The 16659-nt window shown below is 69.7% G+C and carries 14 protein-coding genes and 2 tRNA genes; 6 read left to right on the top strand and 10 right to left on the bottom strand.

What is annotated here, in order from left to right:
* Positions 1–144 precede the first annotated feature (144 nt).
* On the top strand, positions 145–747 hold the full coding sequence (locus tag ABZ374_RS16215; protein WP_360311349.1) for a DUF5324 family protein: 603 nt from the start codon (positions 145–147) through the stop codon (positions 745–747).
* 78 nt (positions 748–825) lie between these two features.
* Here ABZ374_RS16215 and ABZ374_RS16210 read toward each other — a convergent pair.
* The 8 genes from ABZ374_RS16210 to ABZ374_RS16175 all read right to left on the bottom strand — a co-directional run bounded on the left by ABZ374_RS16210 (position 826) and on the right by ABZ374_RS16175 (position 9773).
* A tRNA-Ala gene (locus ABZ374_RS16210) sits at positions 826–898 on the bottom strand.
* Between the two features lie 135 nt (positions 899–1033).
* Positions 1034–1171 (bottom strand): DLW-39 family protein, encoded by a 138-nt coding sequence (locus ABZ374_RS16205; RefSeq protein ID WP_020557117.1) that lies wholly within the window; start codon positions 1169–1171, stop codon positions 1034–1036.
* A 249-nt stretch (positions 1172–1420) separates the two neighbouring features.
* Complete coding sequence (gene pknB / locus ABZ374_RS16200; protein ID WP_360311299.1) at positions 1421–3313, bottom strand: Stk1 family PASTA domain-containing Ser/Thr kinase; 1893 nt, start codon at positions 3311–3313, stop codon at positions 1421–1423.
* A gap of 206 nt (positions 3314–3519) precedes the next feature.
* The gene (locus ABZ374_RS16195) at positions 3520–5034 is read right to left on the bottom strand and encodes a penicillin-binding transpeptidase domain-containing protein (RefSeq protein WP_360311297.1); all 1515 of its coding nucleotides are present in this window, start codon (positions 5032–5034) and stop codon (positions 3520–3522) included.
* Between the two features lie 37 nt (positions 5035–5071).
* Positions 5072–6733: an FtsW/RodA/SpoVE family cell cycle protein gene (locus ABZ374_RS16190; RefSeq protein ID WP_360311295.1), complete on the bottom strand. Its 1662-nt coding sequence runs from the start codon at positions 6731–6733 to the stop codon at positions 5072–5074.
* Positions 6734–6743: 10 nt separating this feature from the next.
* Positions 6744–8330, bottom strand: a complete 1587-nt coding sequence (locus ABZ374_RS16185; RefSeq protein ID WP_360311293.1) for a PP2C family serine/threonine-protein phosphatase — start codon at positions 8328–8330, stop codon at positions 6744–6746.
* 5 nt (positions 8331–8335) lie between these two features.
* Positions 8336–8872 carry an FHA domain-containing protein gene (locus ABZ374_RS16180; protein ID WP_360311291.1) on the bottom strand — a complete coding sequence of 179 codons (537 nt, stop codon included), beginning with the start codon at positions 8870–8872 and terminating at the stop codon, positions 8336–8338.
* 10 nt (positions 8873–8882) lie between these two features.
* Positions 8883–9773 (bottom strand): DUF3662 and FHA domain-containing protein, encoded by an 891-nt coding sequence (locus tag ABZ374_RS16175; protein ID WP_360311289.1) that lies wholly within the window; start codon positions 9771–9773, stop codon positions 8883–8885.
* Positions 9774–10160: 387 nt separating this feature from the next.
* Here ABZ374_RS16175 and ABZ374_RS16170 point away from each other — a divergent pair.
* Positions 10161–10244 (top strand) — tRNA-Leu (locus ABZ374_RS16170).
* A 122-nt stretch (positions 10245–10366) separates the two neighbouring features.
* Positions 10367–11749 carry a DUF2252 domain-containing protein gene (locus tag ABZ374_RS16165; RefSeq protein ID WP_360311287.1) on the top strand — a complete coding sequence of 461 codons (1383 nt, stop codon included), beginning with the start codon at positions 10367–10369 and terminating at the stop codon, positions 11747–11749.
* Between the two features lie 222 nt (positions 11750–11971).
* Here ABZ374_RS16165 and ABZ374_RS16160 read toward each other — a convergent pair whose 3' ends face one another.
* Positions 11972–12559, bottom strand: coding sequence for a TetR family transcriptional regulator (locus ABZ374_RS16160; protein ID WP_020557109.1), 588 nt, complete (start codon positions 12557–12559; stop codon positions 11972–11974).
* A gap of 182 nt (positions 12560–12741) precedes the next feature.
* Between ABZ374_RS16160 and ABZ374_RS16155 the strand changes: the two genes are divergently transcribed.
* The gene (locus ABZ374_RS16155; protein ID WP_360311285.1) at positions 12742–13560 is read left to right on the top strand and encodes a hypothetical protein; all 819 of its coding nucleotides are present in this window, start codon (positions 12742–12744) and stop codon (positions 13558–13560) included.
* 134 nt (positions 13561–13694) lie between these two features.
* Complete coding sequence (locus tag ABZ374_RS16150; protein ID WP_360311283.1) at positions 13695–14027, top strand: rhodanese-like domain-containing protein; 333 nt, start codon at positions 13695–13697, stop codon at positions 14025–14027.
* A 26-nt stretch (positions 14028–14053) separates the two neighbouring features.
* Here the strand turns inward: ABZ374_RS16150 and ABZ374_RS16145 are convergent, their stop codons facing one another.
* Positions 14054–14743, bottom strand: a complete 690-nt coding sequence (locus tag ABZ374_RS16145; protein ID WP_360311281.1) for a PaaI family thioesterase — start codon at positions 14741–14743, stop codon at positions 14054–14056.
* Between the two features lie 122 nt (positions 14744–14865).
* Between ABZ374_RS16145 and ABZ374_RS16140 the strand changes: the two genes are divergently transcribed.
* A complete protein-coding gene (locus ABZ374_RS16140) occupies positions 14866–16512 on the top strand; it encodes a long-chain-fatty-acid--CoA ligase (protein WP_360311279.1) in 1647 nt (548 codons plus the stop codon).
* The last annotated feature ends 147 nt before the right edge of the window (positions 16513–16659 follow it).

Genomic DNA, 16659 nt, shown 5'->3' with positions numbered 1-16659 from the left:
ATGCCGCGGCCGGCTCCTGCCACGACAGGGCCCCGGGCACCGTTCCACCGTACGGATCCCCGCCCGTCGAGCGGTGCATGATCCAGGGATCGTCGGGAACAGATAGCGGATGAACCCGGCGAGTAGGAGGATGTCGTGACCCGCATGGATCCGGTACGTGAGGCGACCGGTAGGACCAGGGAGCGGCTCGCCCCACACGCCGCCAACGCGAAGGACGCGGCGGCCCACTACGCGGGCGCGGCACGTGATCGGGCGGTCGAGACCACGCGCGAACGTGTGGTTCCCGCCCTGGTCCACGCCAAGGACAACGCCGCTCCACGCGTCGAGCACGCCGTGGAGGTGGCCCGGCACCGGGTCCGCCACGACGTGGTGCCGCGCGTGTATCAGGCGGTCGATCAGGCCCGGGTCGCCGCCGAGCCGGTCCGCGACGAGGCCTGGTCCCGGGCCGGCGCGGCGCTTTCGGTGATCAAGGGCGAGGTGACCGCGGCGGAGATCGAGAAGGTCGCCCGAAAGAAGCGACGCCGCGGCCGCGGCCGGCGCCTGCTGCTGATCACCGTGGTCGTGGGCGGCGGCTTCGTGGCCCTGACGTGGTGGCGTCGGCACAACGCGCAGCCGGAGTGGCTGACCGACGAGCCGGAGACCATGCCGCCGGAGACGGCGACCATCCGGCGGCCGGCCGGTTCGACGCACAACGAGGTCAAGCCGGCCGAGGACGAGTTCCGTTCGACGGCGCCGAAGACCGACTGACCGGCGCACCGCACGACGAAGGGCCCGGCGCACCGGATGGTGCGCCGGGCCCTTCGTCGTGTCGCGGTCCAACGGTTGTGGAGCCTAGGGGAGTCGAACCCCTGACATCTGCCTTGCAAAGGCAGCGCTCTACCAGCTGAGCTAAGGCCCCTCGGTGTCCGCACCAGATTACCGGTAATCCGGTTCGGCGTGGACGACACCTCACCCGAGGAAACGGACGTTTCACGTGAAACGCGCGTTTCCCCGGGCGGGTTCAAGCCTCTGCGGGATCTCCCACAGGATCTGCTCAGCGAGTGGCAGTGCCCGCCGGAACCGCGTCCGTCGCCTCGGTCCACAGATCCTGCTCGGCCCGATCCGCCTGGATCTGGCGGTAGACCAACAGGCCACCTACAGCAGCCAAAGCCACCAGGATCAGCTTCTTCATCAGCGTGGCCTCTCCGTCCTGCGAGTGACGTTCGTGCACCTGTCCGCACGCCTGGGGCGCCGCGGTCGGGTTGGGCTCGACAATAACAGGTGCACCGAGGCACCGACCAATACCGAAACCCCCGGTCAGGCCCCGATCGACGGCACGCGCGGCGATCGGTGCGACGGATGGGGTCGGCAACGCCGAAGGCCCCGGGAGCGGTTGCTTCCGGGGCCTTCGGCGTCGGCGTGGGTGACTCGGCGCTGCGGGTCAGTCGGGCAGGCCGCCGTGGCCGCCGCGGAGGTCGCCGCCCATGATCGGGTTGCCGCCACCGCGGTTGTCGCCGGACGGGGGCGGGGTGGTGCCGGGGTTGCCGCCGGGGGAGCCCGTCGAGTTGGTCGGCGGTGGCGAGGTGTTGACCGGCTGCGGGCCCTTGGAGACGGTCAGGTTGACCCCGTTGCCCTCGGTGATCTTCGAGCCTGCGGTCTGGCTCTGCTTGATCACGGTGCCCACCGGCTTGTCCGCGCTGTACTGGTCGGACTTGGTGACCTTGAGCTGCAGGTTCTCGAGCTGGACCTTGGCGTCCTCGTACGAGGCGCCGACCACGTTCGGCATGTCGTGCTGGGGCTTGCCGCTGAAGATGTTCAGGGTGACCTGGTCGCCCTCGTTCAGCTCCTGGCCGGCATCGGGGCTGGTCGAACACACCGTGTCGCGCTGGCAGTTGGTCAGCGTCTGGCTGCGCTGCGGTACACCCACCAGGTTCGCGGCCTTGAGCTTGGCCGTGGCCTCTTCCTCGGACAAGCCCTTGAGGCCGGTGGGCACGGTGGCCTTCTTCGGGCCGCCGAAGGCCCAGACCTGGATCGTGTCGCCCTTCTTGGCACTCGCCCCGGCCTCGGGGGTCTGCTTGCAGATGTTCCCCTTCGTCCCGGTGGCGCCGGTCGGGCACTTGCTCGGGTCGTCGTTCATGTTGACCTTGAAGTCGGCGTTCTGCGCCGCCGTGCGAGCTTCCTCGAGGTTCTTGCCGATCAGGCTCGGCGCGCTCGCCGACTTGTCCTCGCCGTCGCCCATCAGGGTCTTGCCCACGAAGAACGCGGCGATCAGGACGGCGACACAGGCCAGGGCGAGCAGGATCCAGGCGCCGCCCCGGGACTTCCTGGGCTCGTCCCGGCGGCGATCGTTGTCGTCGAGTTCGTACTGACCGGTGTTCGGTCCGCGACCGTGCGCCGGGATGACCTGGGTCGCCCCGCCCGCGGTCGGCGGCAGGTACTGCGTCGCCGGGTCGGCTCCCATCGGCGCGGCCATCACGCTCGGCGCGCCCACCGGGAGCCCGTGCAGGGCCCGCTCGATGTCGGCCCGCATCTCGTCGGCGCTCTGGTACCGGTTGTCCGGGTTCTTCGCCAGCGACTTGAGCACGATCGAGTCGATCGTCGGCGAGACCTCCGGATCGAACGTGCTCGGCGGCAGCGGGTCCTCGCGGACGTGCTGATAGGCCACCGCGACCGGCGAGTCGCCGATGAACGGCGGCCGTTCGGTGAGCAGTTCGTAGAGCAGGCAGCCGGTGGAGTACAGGTCGGTGCGGGCGTCCACGGTCTCGCCGCGGGCCTGCTCCGGGGAGAGGTACTGGGCGGTGCCGATCACGGCCGCGGTCTGGGTCATCGTCATGCCGTTGTCGGCCATGGACCGGGCGATGCCGAAGTCCATCACCTTGACCGTGCCCTGCCGCGTCAGCATGACGTTGGCGGGCTTGATGTCGCGGTGGATGATGCCGTTGCGGTGGCTGTACTCCAGGGCCTGGAGCACGCCGGCCGTCATCTCCAGCGCCCGTTCCGGCAACAATCGGCGGCCGGAGTGCAACAGCTCGCGCAGCGTCGAGCCGTCCACGTACTCCATCACGATGTACGGGATCGAGATCCCGTCGATGTAGTCCTCACCGGTGTCGTAGACCGCGACGATCGCCGGGTGGTTCAGCGAGGCGGCGGATTGCGCCTCGCGTCGGAACCGGGCCTGGAACGTAGGGTCACGGGCGAGATCGGCGCGCAGTGTCTTGACCGCCACACTGCGTCCCAGACGAATGTCACGGCCCATGTAAACCTCGGCCATGCCACCACGGCCGAGGACCGCGCCGATCTCGTACCGGTCGCCGAGGCGACGCGGCTCTTCCATAACTTCCAGCCCTTCCCTTACCGGTCCACGGCCTTCGGTCTTCGGCCGGCCGAGACCGGGGCGGTTGCCCGACCGGTCCGGCACGTTCTCCGACACGGTACCGGTGTGACGGCCCGGGGGGTCGCCACACCCGAGTCACGAGGACACGTCGGTATCTGATTGCAGTAGTGGTCGGAGTCTCTAACGGTGTGATCGCGGGCCATGGCTCACTTCTTGACCACGGCTTCCATCATTGCCTTGGCGATCGGAGCGGCGAGGCTGCTGCCGCTGACCTCGTTGCGCTCGGCGTCACTGTCCTCGACCACGACCGCGACGGCGACCTTCTTGCCGTCGGCGCCCTTGGCGTAGGAGACGAACCACGCGTAGGGCGGTTCGCTGTTCTTGACGCCGCGCTGCGCGGTGCCGGTCTTGCCACCGACGGTGACCCCGGGAATCTTGGCGGCCTTGCCGGTGCCGTTCTCGACGACGCCCTTCATCATGTCCTGGAGCATCTGCGCGACCTCGGGGGTGACCGCCTGACTGGCCACCTGCGGCTGGGTCTTCTCCAGCACCGAGAGGTTCTGCGCGCGCAACTCGTCCACGAGGTAGGGCTTCATCACCTTGCCGTTGTTCACGATCCCGGCGACGACCATGGCCATCTGCATCGGGGTCGAGGCAACGCTGTCCTGGCCGATCGACGAGCGCATGAGCTGGCCTGTGTCCAGGCCGGCCGGGAATACGCTGGGCGAGACCCGGCTCGGGATGTCGAGCGGGTTCTGGGTGGTGCCCTTGCCGAAGTTGTTGAAGCCGAACGCGTCGGCCTGCGCCTTAACCTTCTCCTGGGACAACTGCTGGCCGACGCTGGCGAACACGGTGTTGCAGGACAGCTCGAGAGCCTTCTGCATCGTCGCGCCGGCGCATTCCTCCGGGTGCGAGTCCGGGAGGAACTGGGTCGAGTTCGGGTAGAACAGCTTGCCGCCCTGGAGCGGGACGTTGGGCACAGTGTCCGGCTTGAACTGACCCGAGGACAGCGCCGCCGCGGCGGTGACCAACTTGAAGGTCGAGCCCGGTGCGTAGGTGTACCGGATCGCCCGGTTGTCCATCGGCTTCTTCGGGTCGAACTTGTCGTCCTTCTTGTTCTTGTCGTAGGTCAACTCGTCGTACGCCTTCGACGCCGCGTTGCGGTCGTTCGAGGCCAGCGCGTTGGGGTCGTAGGACGGCGTGCTGGCCATCGCGAGCACCTTGCCGGTGTCGGGGTCGATCGCGACCGCGGCGCCGGTCTTGCCGTCGAGGCCGTTGAACGCGGCCTCCTGCGCCTTGGCGTTGATGGTCAGTGCGACGTTGCCGCCCCGGGTGCCCTTGTTCGTCACGGTGTCGAGCACCTTGCGCACGAACAGCCGGCTGTCCTTGCCGCTGAGGATGTCGTCCTCGAGGTTCTCCAGCAGGTTGCTGCCGACGAAGGGCGAGATGAAGCCGGTGATCGGCGCGTACATCGGGCCGAATTCGTACTTGCGCAGGTATTCGAACTGTCGGTCGTCGGTCTTGACCGAGCTGGTGATCGGCTTGCCCTCGACCAGGAAGTCACCGCGCGGATGGGAGTACTTCTCGTACGCGGCGCGCTTGTTGTGCTTGTTGTTCGAGTAGTCGTCGGCCTTGACGACCTGGACCCAGTTGGCCCGCAGCATCAGCGCCGCGACCAGGATCAGGCAGAAGACGGAGACCCGCCTCAAAGGCTTGTTCACGGTATGTCCCTCCCCTGGGCGTGCGTTGCGGCGGCCGTCATGATTGCTGCCCGCCGGGGCCGCTCTGGCCCGGTGGGCCGTATGGCGTTCCGCCGCCGGGGTTCGGCGGGGGAACGAATGGTCTGGGTGGTGTCGGGGACCCGCCCGAGGGCGCCGGCCCACCCGGTGCGGCGGGCACTCCGCCCGCCACGGTCAGCGCCTCGGGAGAGGCGGAGCCCTCGGCCGGCGTCGAGCTCGGCGGCGGTGGGGTGGAGCCGGCGGCGGGGGTGTTGCTCCGGCCCGAGGCGTGCGAGCCGCGCCGCGGCGCGACGCCTTCGCTCGGGTCGAACGCGCCCGCCGGCGGCGCGGGTCGCCGGGCCGTGTCGCTGATCCGGATCAGGATCGCGACCAGGGCCCAGTTGGTGATCACGGACGAACCACCCTGCGCGAGGAAGGGCATCGTCATGCCGGTCAGCGGGATCAGGCCGGTCACGCCGCCCGCGACCACGAAGACCTGGAGCGCGATGGAGACCGAGAGGCCGGCCGCGAGCAGCTTGCCGAACGGGTCGCGGGCGGCCAGCGAGGTACGCAGACCACGCTCGATCAGCAGCGCGTACACCATGAAGATGGCCATCATCCCGGCCAGGCCCAGCTCTTCGCCGACCGTGGTGAGGATGAAGTCGCTGCGTGCGGCGAAGCCGATCTCGGTCGGGTGGCCCTGGTTGAGGCCGGTACCCAGCAGGCCGCCGGTGCCGTAGCCGAACAGCGCCTGGGCGAGCTGCTCGGACTGCACCGAGCCGTCGCCGTTGTAGACCGCCAGCGGGTCCAGCCAGGCCGCCACGCGGTCGTGCACGTGCGGCTCGAAGGTGCCGACGATGGTCGCGCCGCCGACCGCCATGATCACGCCGAACAGCAGCCAACTGGTGCGCTCGGTGGCGACGTAGAGCATCACCACGAACAGGCCGAAGAACAGCAGCGAGGTGCCCAGGTCGCGCTCGAAGACCAGGATCAGGATGCTCAGCAGCCAGACCACCACGATCGGGCCCATGTCCCGACCGCGGGGGAAGTACAGGCCCATCACCTTGCGGCTGGCCAGCGCGAGCGCGTCCCGCTTGGCCATCAGGTAGCCCGCGAAGAAGATCGTCAGCACGATCTTGGTGAACTCGCCGGGCTGGAAGTTGAACGGGCCGAGCCGGATCCAGATCTTGGCGCCGTACATGTCGCCCGGGAACGGGATCGGCGACACCAACAGGACCAGCGCGAGCGCCATGAACGAGTAGGTGTAGCGCTGCAACAGCCGGTGGTCCTTCAGGATCACCACGACCACCGCGAACAGCGCGATGCCGATCGCCGAGTACATGAGCTGGGACGTGGCCGCCGCGGTGCCCTTGACGTTGTTGGGGAGGCCGATCCCCTTGACGATGTCCAGGTCGAGCCGATTGATGAACATCAGGCCCATGCCGTTGAGGAAGGTCGCCAACGGCAGCAGCAGCGGGTCGGCATACGGCGCGAACTTGCGCACCAGCAGGTGGGCGAGGCCCGCGAAGACGCCGAGGCCGAACCCGTACTTGACCAGGCTCCCCACCGGCAGTGACCCGTCCCCCGCCAGTCCCACGTTGGCATAAGCCAGCATCGGCACCAGCACCGCGAAGCCGAGCATCATCAACTCGGTGTTGCGGCGATTCGGTGCGGCTTGGGGGGTGATCGTCGTGTTGCTCACGGCGCTCCCCTCAGTTTGTTCCGGTGGTTCCGGGCGGTCGCGGATAGCACTGCTTGGCCAGGTCGGCCTCTTCGGCGGAGAGCCCCGTTCCGGGCGCCTCCGGCACCGCGGCGGGCGGCGAGGTACTCGGCGGGGCCGAACTCGCCGGTGCGGTCGGACTCGTCGTCGAGCTGCCTCTGCCCTTGGACCCCGGGTCGGCCGACGAGGTCGACGAGCTCCGGGTGCTTCGGGACGCGGTGGTCGGCGTGTGTTTGGCGCCCGGCGCGTTGCTGTTCAGCGTGGCCGGCAGGCCCGGGTTCTGCTGCGGGAACAGGTTCACGCTGCCCGCCGGTTGGGCGCCGGGGGTGCCCTCCGCCGCCTTCTTCGCGTCCTCGCTCGCATACGCCTTGCGACACACGTCGGCCTGCCGCCTGAGCCGGTCGATGGTGTGCCGGGCCTCGGTCAGGCTGGCCGCGTCGAGCGTGCTGTTGACCGCGTCCCGGTTGGGCTGGCCGATCATGGTGAGCTTCAGGTCGTCGTAGCTCTGGTAGGTGCTCGCGAGGTTGAGACCCAGGATCTTCGAGTCGATGCCCCGATAGATCGCGACGTGGTCTCCTTTGTCGGCCACGAAGTATTGGGTCTGCGTCCAGTAGTACGCGCCGCCGACGGCCGCCACGAGCACCGCGATGCCGCCCCAGATCGGGAGCGTCCGGCGCAGCGTGGACTTCGGTTTGGGCTTGCGCCGACTGCCCGGCTCGGAGACCAGGGCCTCGGTCTCGTACTCGCCGGCGGTCAACTCCCGGGCCCGGGACGCCGGGGTGGTCGGCAGCGTCGTGGTGTCGTCCACCACGCTGGCCACCGCGCCGACCACGATCGGGCTGTCCGAGGGCTGATCGGCCGGGTCCACCACGTCCGCGACGATGCAGGTGATGTTGTCCGGGCCGCCGCCGCGCAGCGCGAGCTGGATCAGCTCCTGCACCGCGTCGCCGGGGTTGCCGTAGGTCAGGAGGGTGCCCTCCATCGTCTCCCGACTGACCACCCCGGACAGGCCGTCGCTGCAGATCAGGTAACGATCGCCGGGCCGGGCCTCGCGCACGGACAGGTCCGGCTCGACGTGGCCGCGCCCGTCCAGGGCCCGCATCAGCAGCGAGCGCTGCGGATGGTGGTCGGCTTCCTCCTCGGTGATGCGGCCCTCGTCGACCAGGCGCTGCACCCAGGTGTGGTCCTGGGTGATCTGTTCCAGGGCGCCGTCACGCAGGAGGTAGGCACGGGAGTCGCCGATGTGGGCGAGGCCGAGTCGGCTCCCCGTCCACAACAGCGCGGTCAACGTGGTCCCCATGCCTTCGAGCTGGGGATCGTCGTCGACCATCACACGCAGTCGGTCGTTGGCGCGATCGACCGCCGAACGCAGCGCGTCCAGCAGGTCGGCTCCGGGCACGTCCTCGTCGAGTTCGACGATGGTGGACAGGACTTCGGAGCTGGCGACTTCGCCCGCTGCCTGCCCGCCCATGCCGTCGGCGACCGCGAGCAGGCGAGGTCCGGCGTAGCCGGAGTCCTCGTTGCCTTCTCGGATCATGCCCTTGTGGGATCCGGCGGCGAAGCGGAGAGAGAGGCTCATTCAGGCTACCTGCGCAGCTCGATAACGGTCTTGCCGATACGGATCGGCGCTCCGAGTGGCACGGGGGTCGGACCGGTCAGGCGCGTACGGTCCAAGTAGGTACCGTTCGTCGACCCGAGGTCTTCGACCACCCAGCTGCCGTCGGGCGCAGGGTAGATGCGGGCGTGCCGACTCGACGCGTAGTCGTCGTCGAGCACGATGGTCGAATCGTGGGCCCGGCCGATGGTGATCTGCTGGTCCGTCAGATTTATCGTCGTGCCGGTCAGCGAGCCCTCGGTGATCACCAGCTTGCTGGGATTGTTGCGCTGGCCGCGGCGAGGCCGGGCCTGTTGCCGCTGCGGGGGCGGGGCCGGCTGCGCCTGCTGAGGCGGAGCGGCACCTCCTCCACCGGCGGCGGGCGCGGCGGTTCTGCGCCGCGCGGGTCGTTGGGTCACGCGTGTGCCGAAGAGGTCGCTACGGATCACCTGTACGGCGACGATCACGAACAACCACAGCACAGCGAGGAAACCCAACCGCATAACGGTGAGGGTCAGCTCAGACATGCGCCCGTTGTCACCCCTCGGCTTGGCGGAACACGACAGTGGTGCTGCCGAGCACGATGCGCGATCCGTCTCGCAGGCCTGCACGCTGACAGTGCTGGCCGTCGACGACGATCCCGTTGGTCGAACCGAGGTCCGTGATCGACGCCGGAGCGCCGATGCGGATCTCGGCGTGGTGTCGCGAGACGCTCGGATCGTCCACGCGAACTTCCACATCGGTGCTGCGGCCCAACTTCACGACCGGGGCAGTGAGCTCGTGACGCACCCCGTTGACCTCCAGCCAGGTTCGCAGCCGTGGTGCCGGCGGCGGATTCTGACCGTAGGCGCCCTGCTCCCCCGGCTGCGGCCGGGGAGGCGTCGGCGTTCCCGGGGTTCCGGGCGGGCCGAAGGGTGGTGGCGCGGGCACCCCGGGCGGGGGTGGCCCGCCGGGTCGACCGTATCCATAACCCTGTGGTGGCTGCTCCGGTTGCGGCCCCCCGCCCGGGAAGGGCGGTTGTTGTGGGGGCTGTTGTTGTTCATGGTGCGACTGACTGCCCGCGAGCGCCTGACTACGCACACGGTACAGACCCGTGTCGAGGTCGTCGGCATGCTCGAAGTGGACCTCGACCGGACCGATGAAGGAATAGCGCTGTTGTTGCGCATAGTCCCGCACCACGGTCGCCAGCTCGCCGCCGAGTTGCTGCACGTACGGGCTCAGGCGCTCATAGTCGTGTTGGCCGAGCTCGACGACGAAGTCGTTCGGGACCATGGTTCGGTCGCGGTTCCAGATCGTCGCGTTGTTGTCGCACTCGCGCTTGAGCGCGCTGGCGATCTCGACGGGCTGGACATCCGACTTGAACGCCTTGGCGAAGGCGCCGTTGACCAGGCCCTCAAGCCGTTGCTCGAACTTCTTCAGGGGACCCACGGGCACCTCCTTCCGTACGCGATCGGCCGGTCCGGTCCTACAGTCTGCTCACTGATCGTATCCACGCGTGGGAAACGGGCGCGGTTCCCTACCGTGGCCACTGTAAGGAGTGTTGGCTTTCACAGGGATTCCTACACCCTGTTGGCTCCTCCGTGGCTCGCTTGCAGTAGTTGTGCCGCGACCGTGTGCGTGGCCGGGGTCGAAGCCCGTTCACCGTACGGTGCAGGGCAAGCATGCCGGAGAGGCGGGGGTCGTGGGGATCCCGGTCCACAAAGATGAACCGTTGGTTGCTCAGGGTGTCCATACGGATGCTCATGGTGTGAGCGGTGGGGCCCGCGGGTATGGATTCGTATCGGACCTTGGGCCCGTGCTAATCTTTGATTGCTCGCGCGGGTGGCGGAATAGGCAGACGCGCTGGATTCAGGTTCCAGTGCCCGAAAGGGCGTGGGGGTTCAACTCCCCCCTCGCGCACCGAGCAAAGGCCCCAGGTCATCGACCTGGGGCCTTTCTGTATGTCCGTGCGTCCGGACTGCTTGCCGGTCCGGTCGTCTCTGGGTGTGGGCCGGGCACAGGCTCCGGAGGAGGATCGGTACATGTCGGGGACTTCGGTGGGGCGGGAATTCACCGTTCCGGGTTTTCGGGACAGGTCTGATGTGGCGTCGAAGGCGCTGGGCAAGGGCCTGCGCGAGCGGGTGTCGCGGGCCGCGCACGCGAACTTCGAACCCGCGGTGGATCGGCCCGACGTGGTGGAGAGCGTCGAGCGGGCCAATATCGGGCGGCTCGATCATCTGGTGCCGCTGCGGATCGCACGCATGGCGGCCTCGCCGTTCGCGTTCCTGCGCGGCTCCGCCGGGTTGATGGCGGCGGATCTCGCGGCGCAGCCGGTCACCGGATTGACCGGGCAGATCTGCGGCGACGCGCACGCCGGGAACTTCGGGGTGTTCGGCACCGCCGAGGGTCGGCTGGTGATGGACCTCAACGACTTCGACGAGACGGTCCAGGGCCCGTGGGAGTGGGACCTCAAGCGGCTGACCGCCTCGCTCGTGGTGGCCGGCCGGGTCGGTGGCCTGGACGCGGACGCGTGCCACAAGGCCGCCTTCGACGCGGCGGCCTCGTATCGCAGGACGATGTCGGTGCTGGCCCGGATGCCGGTGTTGCAGGCGTGGCACGCGATCGCCGACGAGTCGCTGGTGGCGCACGCGGACGCGGCCGAGTTGTCCGGTCTGCTGGCCCAGGTCACCGCGAAGGCGCGGCGCAACACCAGCGCCCGGTTCGCGGCCAAGGCGACCCGGCGGCGCTCCGACGGCACCTGGCACTTCGTGCCGGAGCCGCCGGTGCTCACCGCGGTGGACGACGCGCTCGCGCACGCGGTGGCGGCGGGCCTGGAGAGTTATGTGGACACGCTCTCCACCGAACGTCGGCCGCTGTTGGCCCGGTTCGCGGTCGAGGACGTGGCGTTTCGGGTGGTGGGCACCGGCAGTGTCGGCACCCGGGCCTACGTGGTGCTGTTGTTGGGCAACGGCGACGAGCCGCTGGTGCTCCAGGTGAAGGAGGCGCGGCCCTCGGCGCTGGCGCCGTATCTGCCGCCCGCGCACGTCGAGCACGAGGGGCGCCGGGTCGTGGTGGGCCAGAAGTGGATGCAGGCCGGCACCGATTCGTTGCTCGGGTGGACCTCGATCGACGGGCGGGCGTACATGGTGCGCCGGTTCCGCAATATGAAGGGGAGCATCGACCCGAGCGTGCTGGCCGCGCACGAGATAGACGACTACGCCCGGATGACCGGCGCGCTGCTGGCCCGCGCGCACAGCCACTCGGTGGACCCCAAGGTGCTTGCGGGTTATTGCGGCAAGAGCGACCGGCTGGACGACGCGTTCGCCCGGTTCGCGGTGCGCTACGCGGATCGCACCGAGGCCGATCACGAACAACTGCTCGCGGCCGTGCGGTCGGGGCGGCTGCCCGCCGAGACCGGGGTCTGATCCCGGGTCGGCCGTGCGCGGCGGCCGCCCGGGACGTCGGCGGGCAGGTCCCGGACCTGCCCGCCGACGAGCAGCGCGGGATCTCCACCGGATGTGGCGTCGGGCTGCGAAGGATACGGGTGACGGTGCGGGAATTCGCGGGCCGTCCGGTGGAGCCGCGGGAAGAGCGGTATCGCGTGGGCATGCCGGATGAAGGGTGGACCCTTCATCCGGCCGTGCGCCCTAGGACTGCTTCATCGATGCGATGGACGCTCGCGTGAACTCGATGAGGTGCTTGCGCCGGTTCGCCCGGGCCTCCTCGGATTCCGAGTCGGCCCCCAGCAGTACCCGCGACATCTGCGGCATCGTCTGTTGCCAGGCGGCGACGCCGATGAGCGAGAAGAGCAGTTGGGCGACGTCGGGCGAGGGCTTCACGCCGAGATGATCGGCGAACTCCTGAAGTTTCGCGGCGTAGCTCGTGACTCGCCGCTCCTCGTCCGGAACCGGGTCGTGGCCGTAGTACAACGCCTCCCACACCAGCAGCCGGAGCAGCTCCGGGCGGGCGCAGTAGAAGTCGTAGACCTGGGCGATGTATTCGGCCGGGTCGTCGTTGGGCATCGTGACGACCGTGTTGAGCTCCTGGAGCGACTCCGTCAGCACGTGCTGGAAGAGCTGCTCCTTGTTGCCGAAGTACGCGTAGATGCGCTCCTTGTTCACCCCGGCGCGCAGGGCGATGCGGTCGACGCGGGCGCCGGCGATGCCGTGCTCGGCGAACTCCGCGCGGGCGGCGTCGAGAAGTTTGGCTCGGGTGCGTGCGGTGTCGGGCGGCATGGCTGGATCTTATCCCCTCTAGCCAACTGCTTTGTTGGATCGACTGGCCAGGGACGGCCTGACCATGCTGCCCTACCACATAGGCTGCTGGGGGGTGTTGCGAGTGATTTGATCTTCAAAGTCCGGCAGACGCGCCCGCCGGCCGGTGTCGCGCGGGAACAGAACAGCACACAAGGGACGTGATGGACGAGGTCAGCGCGCCGACCCCCTGGTCGGACCCCGAAATCGCCGAGTTGGAGCAACAGGTCGCCGCCGCGGAGACGGCGCTGCTCGACGACGAAGTGGATGTGACGACCCTTCAGGTCGAGCTGGACAACCTGGCGATCGTGCACCACCGCCGGCTGGGACCGCTCTACGAGCGACTCGACGAGCTGGACGCCCTGATCGCGGAGGCGATCGCGGCGCACACCGGCGACCCGGCGGACATCCGGCGCGCGGTCGAGTTGCGTGGTGTGGTCACGGATATGCCGGACCTGGACTCGCTGCTGGGCGCCCTCGACGGTGCGGGCGGGGCGACGGGCGGCGCCGGCGAGGCGGCCGACGAGCCGATGCCGGTGCCCGAGGTACACCGGGTCAGTCCCGGTGCCGAGGCACGCAAACTTTTTCGCGAGCTGGCCCGCCGGGCGCACCCCGACCTGGTCCAGGATCCCGAGGAGAAGCAGCGTCGAGGCACCTTCATCGCCCGGGTGAACGCCGCCTACGCGCGCGGCGACGTGACCGAGCTGCTGGCCCTGGGTACCGAATGGGCCACCTCCCCGCAGGGCGCGACCGGGCCGGACGCGGAGAGTCGCGGGCAGTGGCTGCGCAGCCGACTGGCCTGGCTCACCCACCGGCGGGCCGAGCTGTCGGGTCTGCGCGATCAGCTCATGGAGGGCGCGATGGGGCAACTGCTCCAGCTCGCCCCGAACGACCCGGACGGGTTGCTCGAGCACCTGGCCGATCAGCTCCTGCACGACATCGCGGAGAAGGAGAAGGTGCTCGGCACGCTGGTCGACCCCTGACCCGCGACCCCCGGCCCGGCGCGGCGGACTCGATCGTTCGCTCGTGCGAGGCGCGGGTGCCCGGCGCCGATGGTCGACAATGTGCGATGAGCGCGGCCGGACGGGTTCCGGACGCCCGAACTCCCGGAGATGTGATGCACCTGTCGCCCCCGCCGGCCGTGCCCGCCGCCGCGGTCCCTGACGACGCCTTCGTTTTGGACGTACGGGAGGTGCACGAATGGGACGCCGGTCATGTGGCCGGCGCCCGGCACATCCCGATGAGCACGCTCCTGGAGCGGATCGCCGAGGTCCCGCACGACACCCGCGTATACGTGATGTGCCGGGTCGGCGGCCGGTCCGCCCAGGTCACCCACTACCTGGGGCAGCAGGGGTGGGACGCGGTCAACGTCGACGGCGGGATGCTGGCCTGGGAGGCCGCCGGACGGCCGATGGTCAGCGAGACGACGGCCGCCCCGGCGGTGGTCTGACCCGCGGACCGGTTTCGCGGGACCGGTCAGGATCGGCGTTCCGCGATGAACACCGCGGTCGCCTCGGCGGTCACCTCGCCGTCGGCGCGGATCTCACCGGTCGCGAAGCTCTTGCGGCCTTCGCGACCGGTCCAGCGCCCGGTCAGCTCCAACGGCACGTCGTAGGGCGTGGCCCGGCGGTAGCGGATGTCCAGCCCGGCGGTCAGCCCGGGGGCGCCGGCCGCGGACGCGGCGACGCCGAGCAACTGGTCGAGGACGACCGCCACGATCCCGCCGTGCGCCCGGGCGGGCGGCCCGCCGTGCGCCGCGGTCAGCGTGCAGTGCGCGCGGATCTGTACCGACTCCGGGTCGGCGGCGGCGTCCGGCCGGGGCTCCACGTCCTCGAAGATCAGCCTGGGCGCCTGCGGGTTGAGCCGTCCCGAGCCCATCTGGGTCAGGTGCTCCAGTCGGCCGTTCGGATACCGGATGAGCGACACCGCCTGCGGGCGCCGGGCGGCGCTCAGCAACTCGGTCAGTTCGGCGACCCGTCGGGCCGCGTCCGCGCGCACCGCCGCGTCCACGTCCGTCCACACCACCGCCTCGACCAGGTCCCGGACCCGATCCGCGAGGTCCAGCGCCTCCGCGGTCACGGTCGAGGGGTCGGGCAGCGTGCCGGCCATCAGCTCGGCGAGCGCGGTGGCCGAGGCCGGCGGCAGCGGCCTGGTGTTCGAGTTCATACCCGTACCTCCGTGACACTTTTCTTGATCTTGCCAAGAATGCGGGCAAAGAATATGACGGTGCATCAGATCTAACGGTCTATCAGATCCGGCCTGAGCGGATCTCGGTGAGGGAGTGCGGCATGGTGACGATCGCGGAACTCGTCCATCACCAATGGGGCGACCAACGGACCGGGCTCCACTTCGAGGATCGAACCTGGACGCATCACGAGCTGGCCCGGGCCGCCGCCGCGCGGGCGGCGCTGCTCACCGACCTGCTGCCGCGCGGGGTCGAGCCGCACGTGGGCGTCCTGCTCGACAACGTGCCCGAGTTCCCGCACTGGCTCTCCGGTGCGGCGGTGGCGGGCGCCACCCTGGTGGGGGTGAACTCGACTCGGCGCGGCGCCGAGCTGGCACGCGACATCACGCACGCCGAGTGCGGGGTGATCGTCACCGAGCGCGCGCATCTGCCGCTGCTCGAAGGGCTCGACCTGGGTATCCCGGCGGAGCGGATCCTGGTGGTCGACGACCCCGCGTACGACGAACTGCTGCGCCCGTACGCGGACGCGGCGCTGCCCGCCCTGGTCGCGGACCCCGCCGACCGCCTGTTGATCGTGTTCACCTCCGGGTCCACCGGTGCGCCCAAGGGCGTGGTCTGCTCGCAGGGCCGGCTGGCGGGTGCCGGGACGGTGTTGTCCGAGCAGTTCGGCTTCGGGCCGGACGACGTCAACTACATCTGCATGCCGATGTTCCACGGCAACGCGTTGATGGCGAACTGGTCGCCGGCGCTGCGGGCGGGCGGCGCGGTCGCGTTGCGTCGGCGCTTCTCCGCGTCCGCGTTCCTGCCCGACATCCGTCGTTACGGCGCGTCCTACTTCACCTACGTGGGCCGGGCGATCTCCTATCTGCTGGCCACCCCGGAGCGGCCGGACGATCGGGACAACCCGCTGCGCGCCGGGTTCGGCACCGAGGCGGGTGCGGTGGACATGGCGCGCTTCGAGGCCCGGTTCGGCTGTGCGCTCACCGAGGGATACGGCTCCTCGGAGGGCGGGATGAGCGTCAACTGGCGGCCGGGCACGCCCGCGGGCGCCGTCGGACCGTGTCCCGAGCACGCCGCGGTGCTGGATCCGGCGACCGGGGCGGAGTGCGCGCGGGCCGAGTTCGACGCGGCGGGTCGGTTGGTCAACGGGGACGCGGCGATCGGGGAGTTGGTCAACACCGGGCGCAACGGATTCGAGGGGTACTGGCGCAACGAGGAGGCGTCGGCGGCCCGGGCGCGCGACGGGCAGTACTGGACGGGCGACCACTTCTACCGGGACGCGGCCGGATACCTCTACTTCGCCGCCCGCGCCGACGACAAGTTGCGGGTGGACGGCGAGAACCTGGCGGTGGCGGGCATCGAGGGCATCCTCGCGCGCTTCGCCCCGTTCGAGGTCGTGGTGGTGTACGGGGTCCCGGATCCGGTCACCGGGGATCAGGTGATGGCGTGCGTACAGGTGCGCGAGGGGGCCGAGTTCGACCCGGGCGAGTTCGCCGCGTTCATGGCCGAGCAGCCGGATCTGGGCACCAAGATGGCGCCGGTGTTCGTCCGGGTGGTGGACGAGGTGCCCACCACCGCGACCAACAAGGTGCACAAGGTCGGCCTGCGTCGGGCGGGCTTTCGGGCGGCGGGACAGGTGTGGTGGCGGCCCGAGCGGGGCGCGGACTACCGGTTGCTCGACGACGCGGGGCGCGAGGAACTCCTCGGCCGTTACCGGGCGTACGACCGCGAGGGCGTGCTGGACCTGTGAGTCGGCCGTGACGGTGCGATCCCGGCCCGGCATGTCCGCACCCCCGTGCCGGACATCGCCGCGGGGTCGGGATCGCACCGGCGCTCAGAGTAGAACACGTTCTATGGTCACGGAAACCGTCCCGACCGGGTGGTTGGCAGCGGTTTC

The organism is Embleya sp. NPDC005971 (assembly GCF_040629175.1).
Taxonomy (GTDB): Bacteria; Actinomycetota; Actinomycetes; order Streptomycetales; family Streptomycetaceae; genus Embleya.
This window is presented reverse-complemented; position numbering and strand designations above follow the sequence as displayed.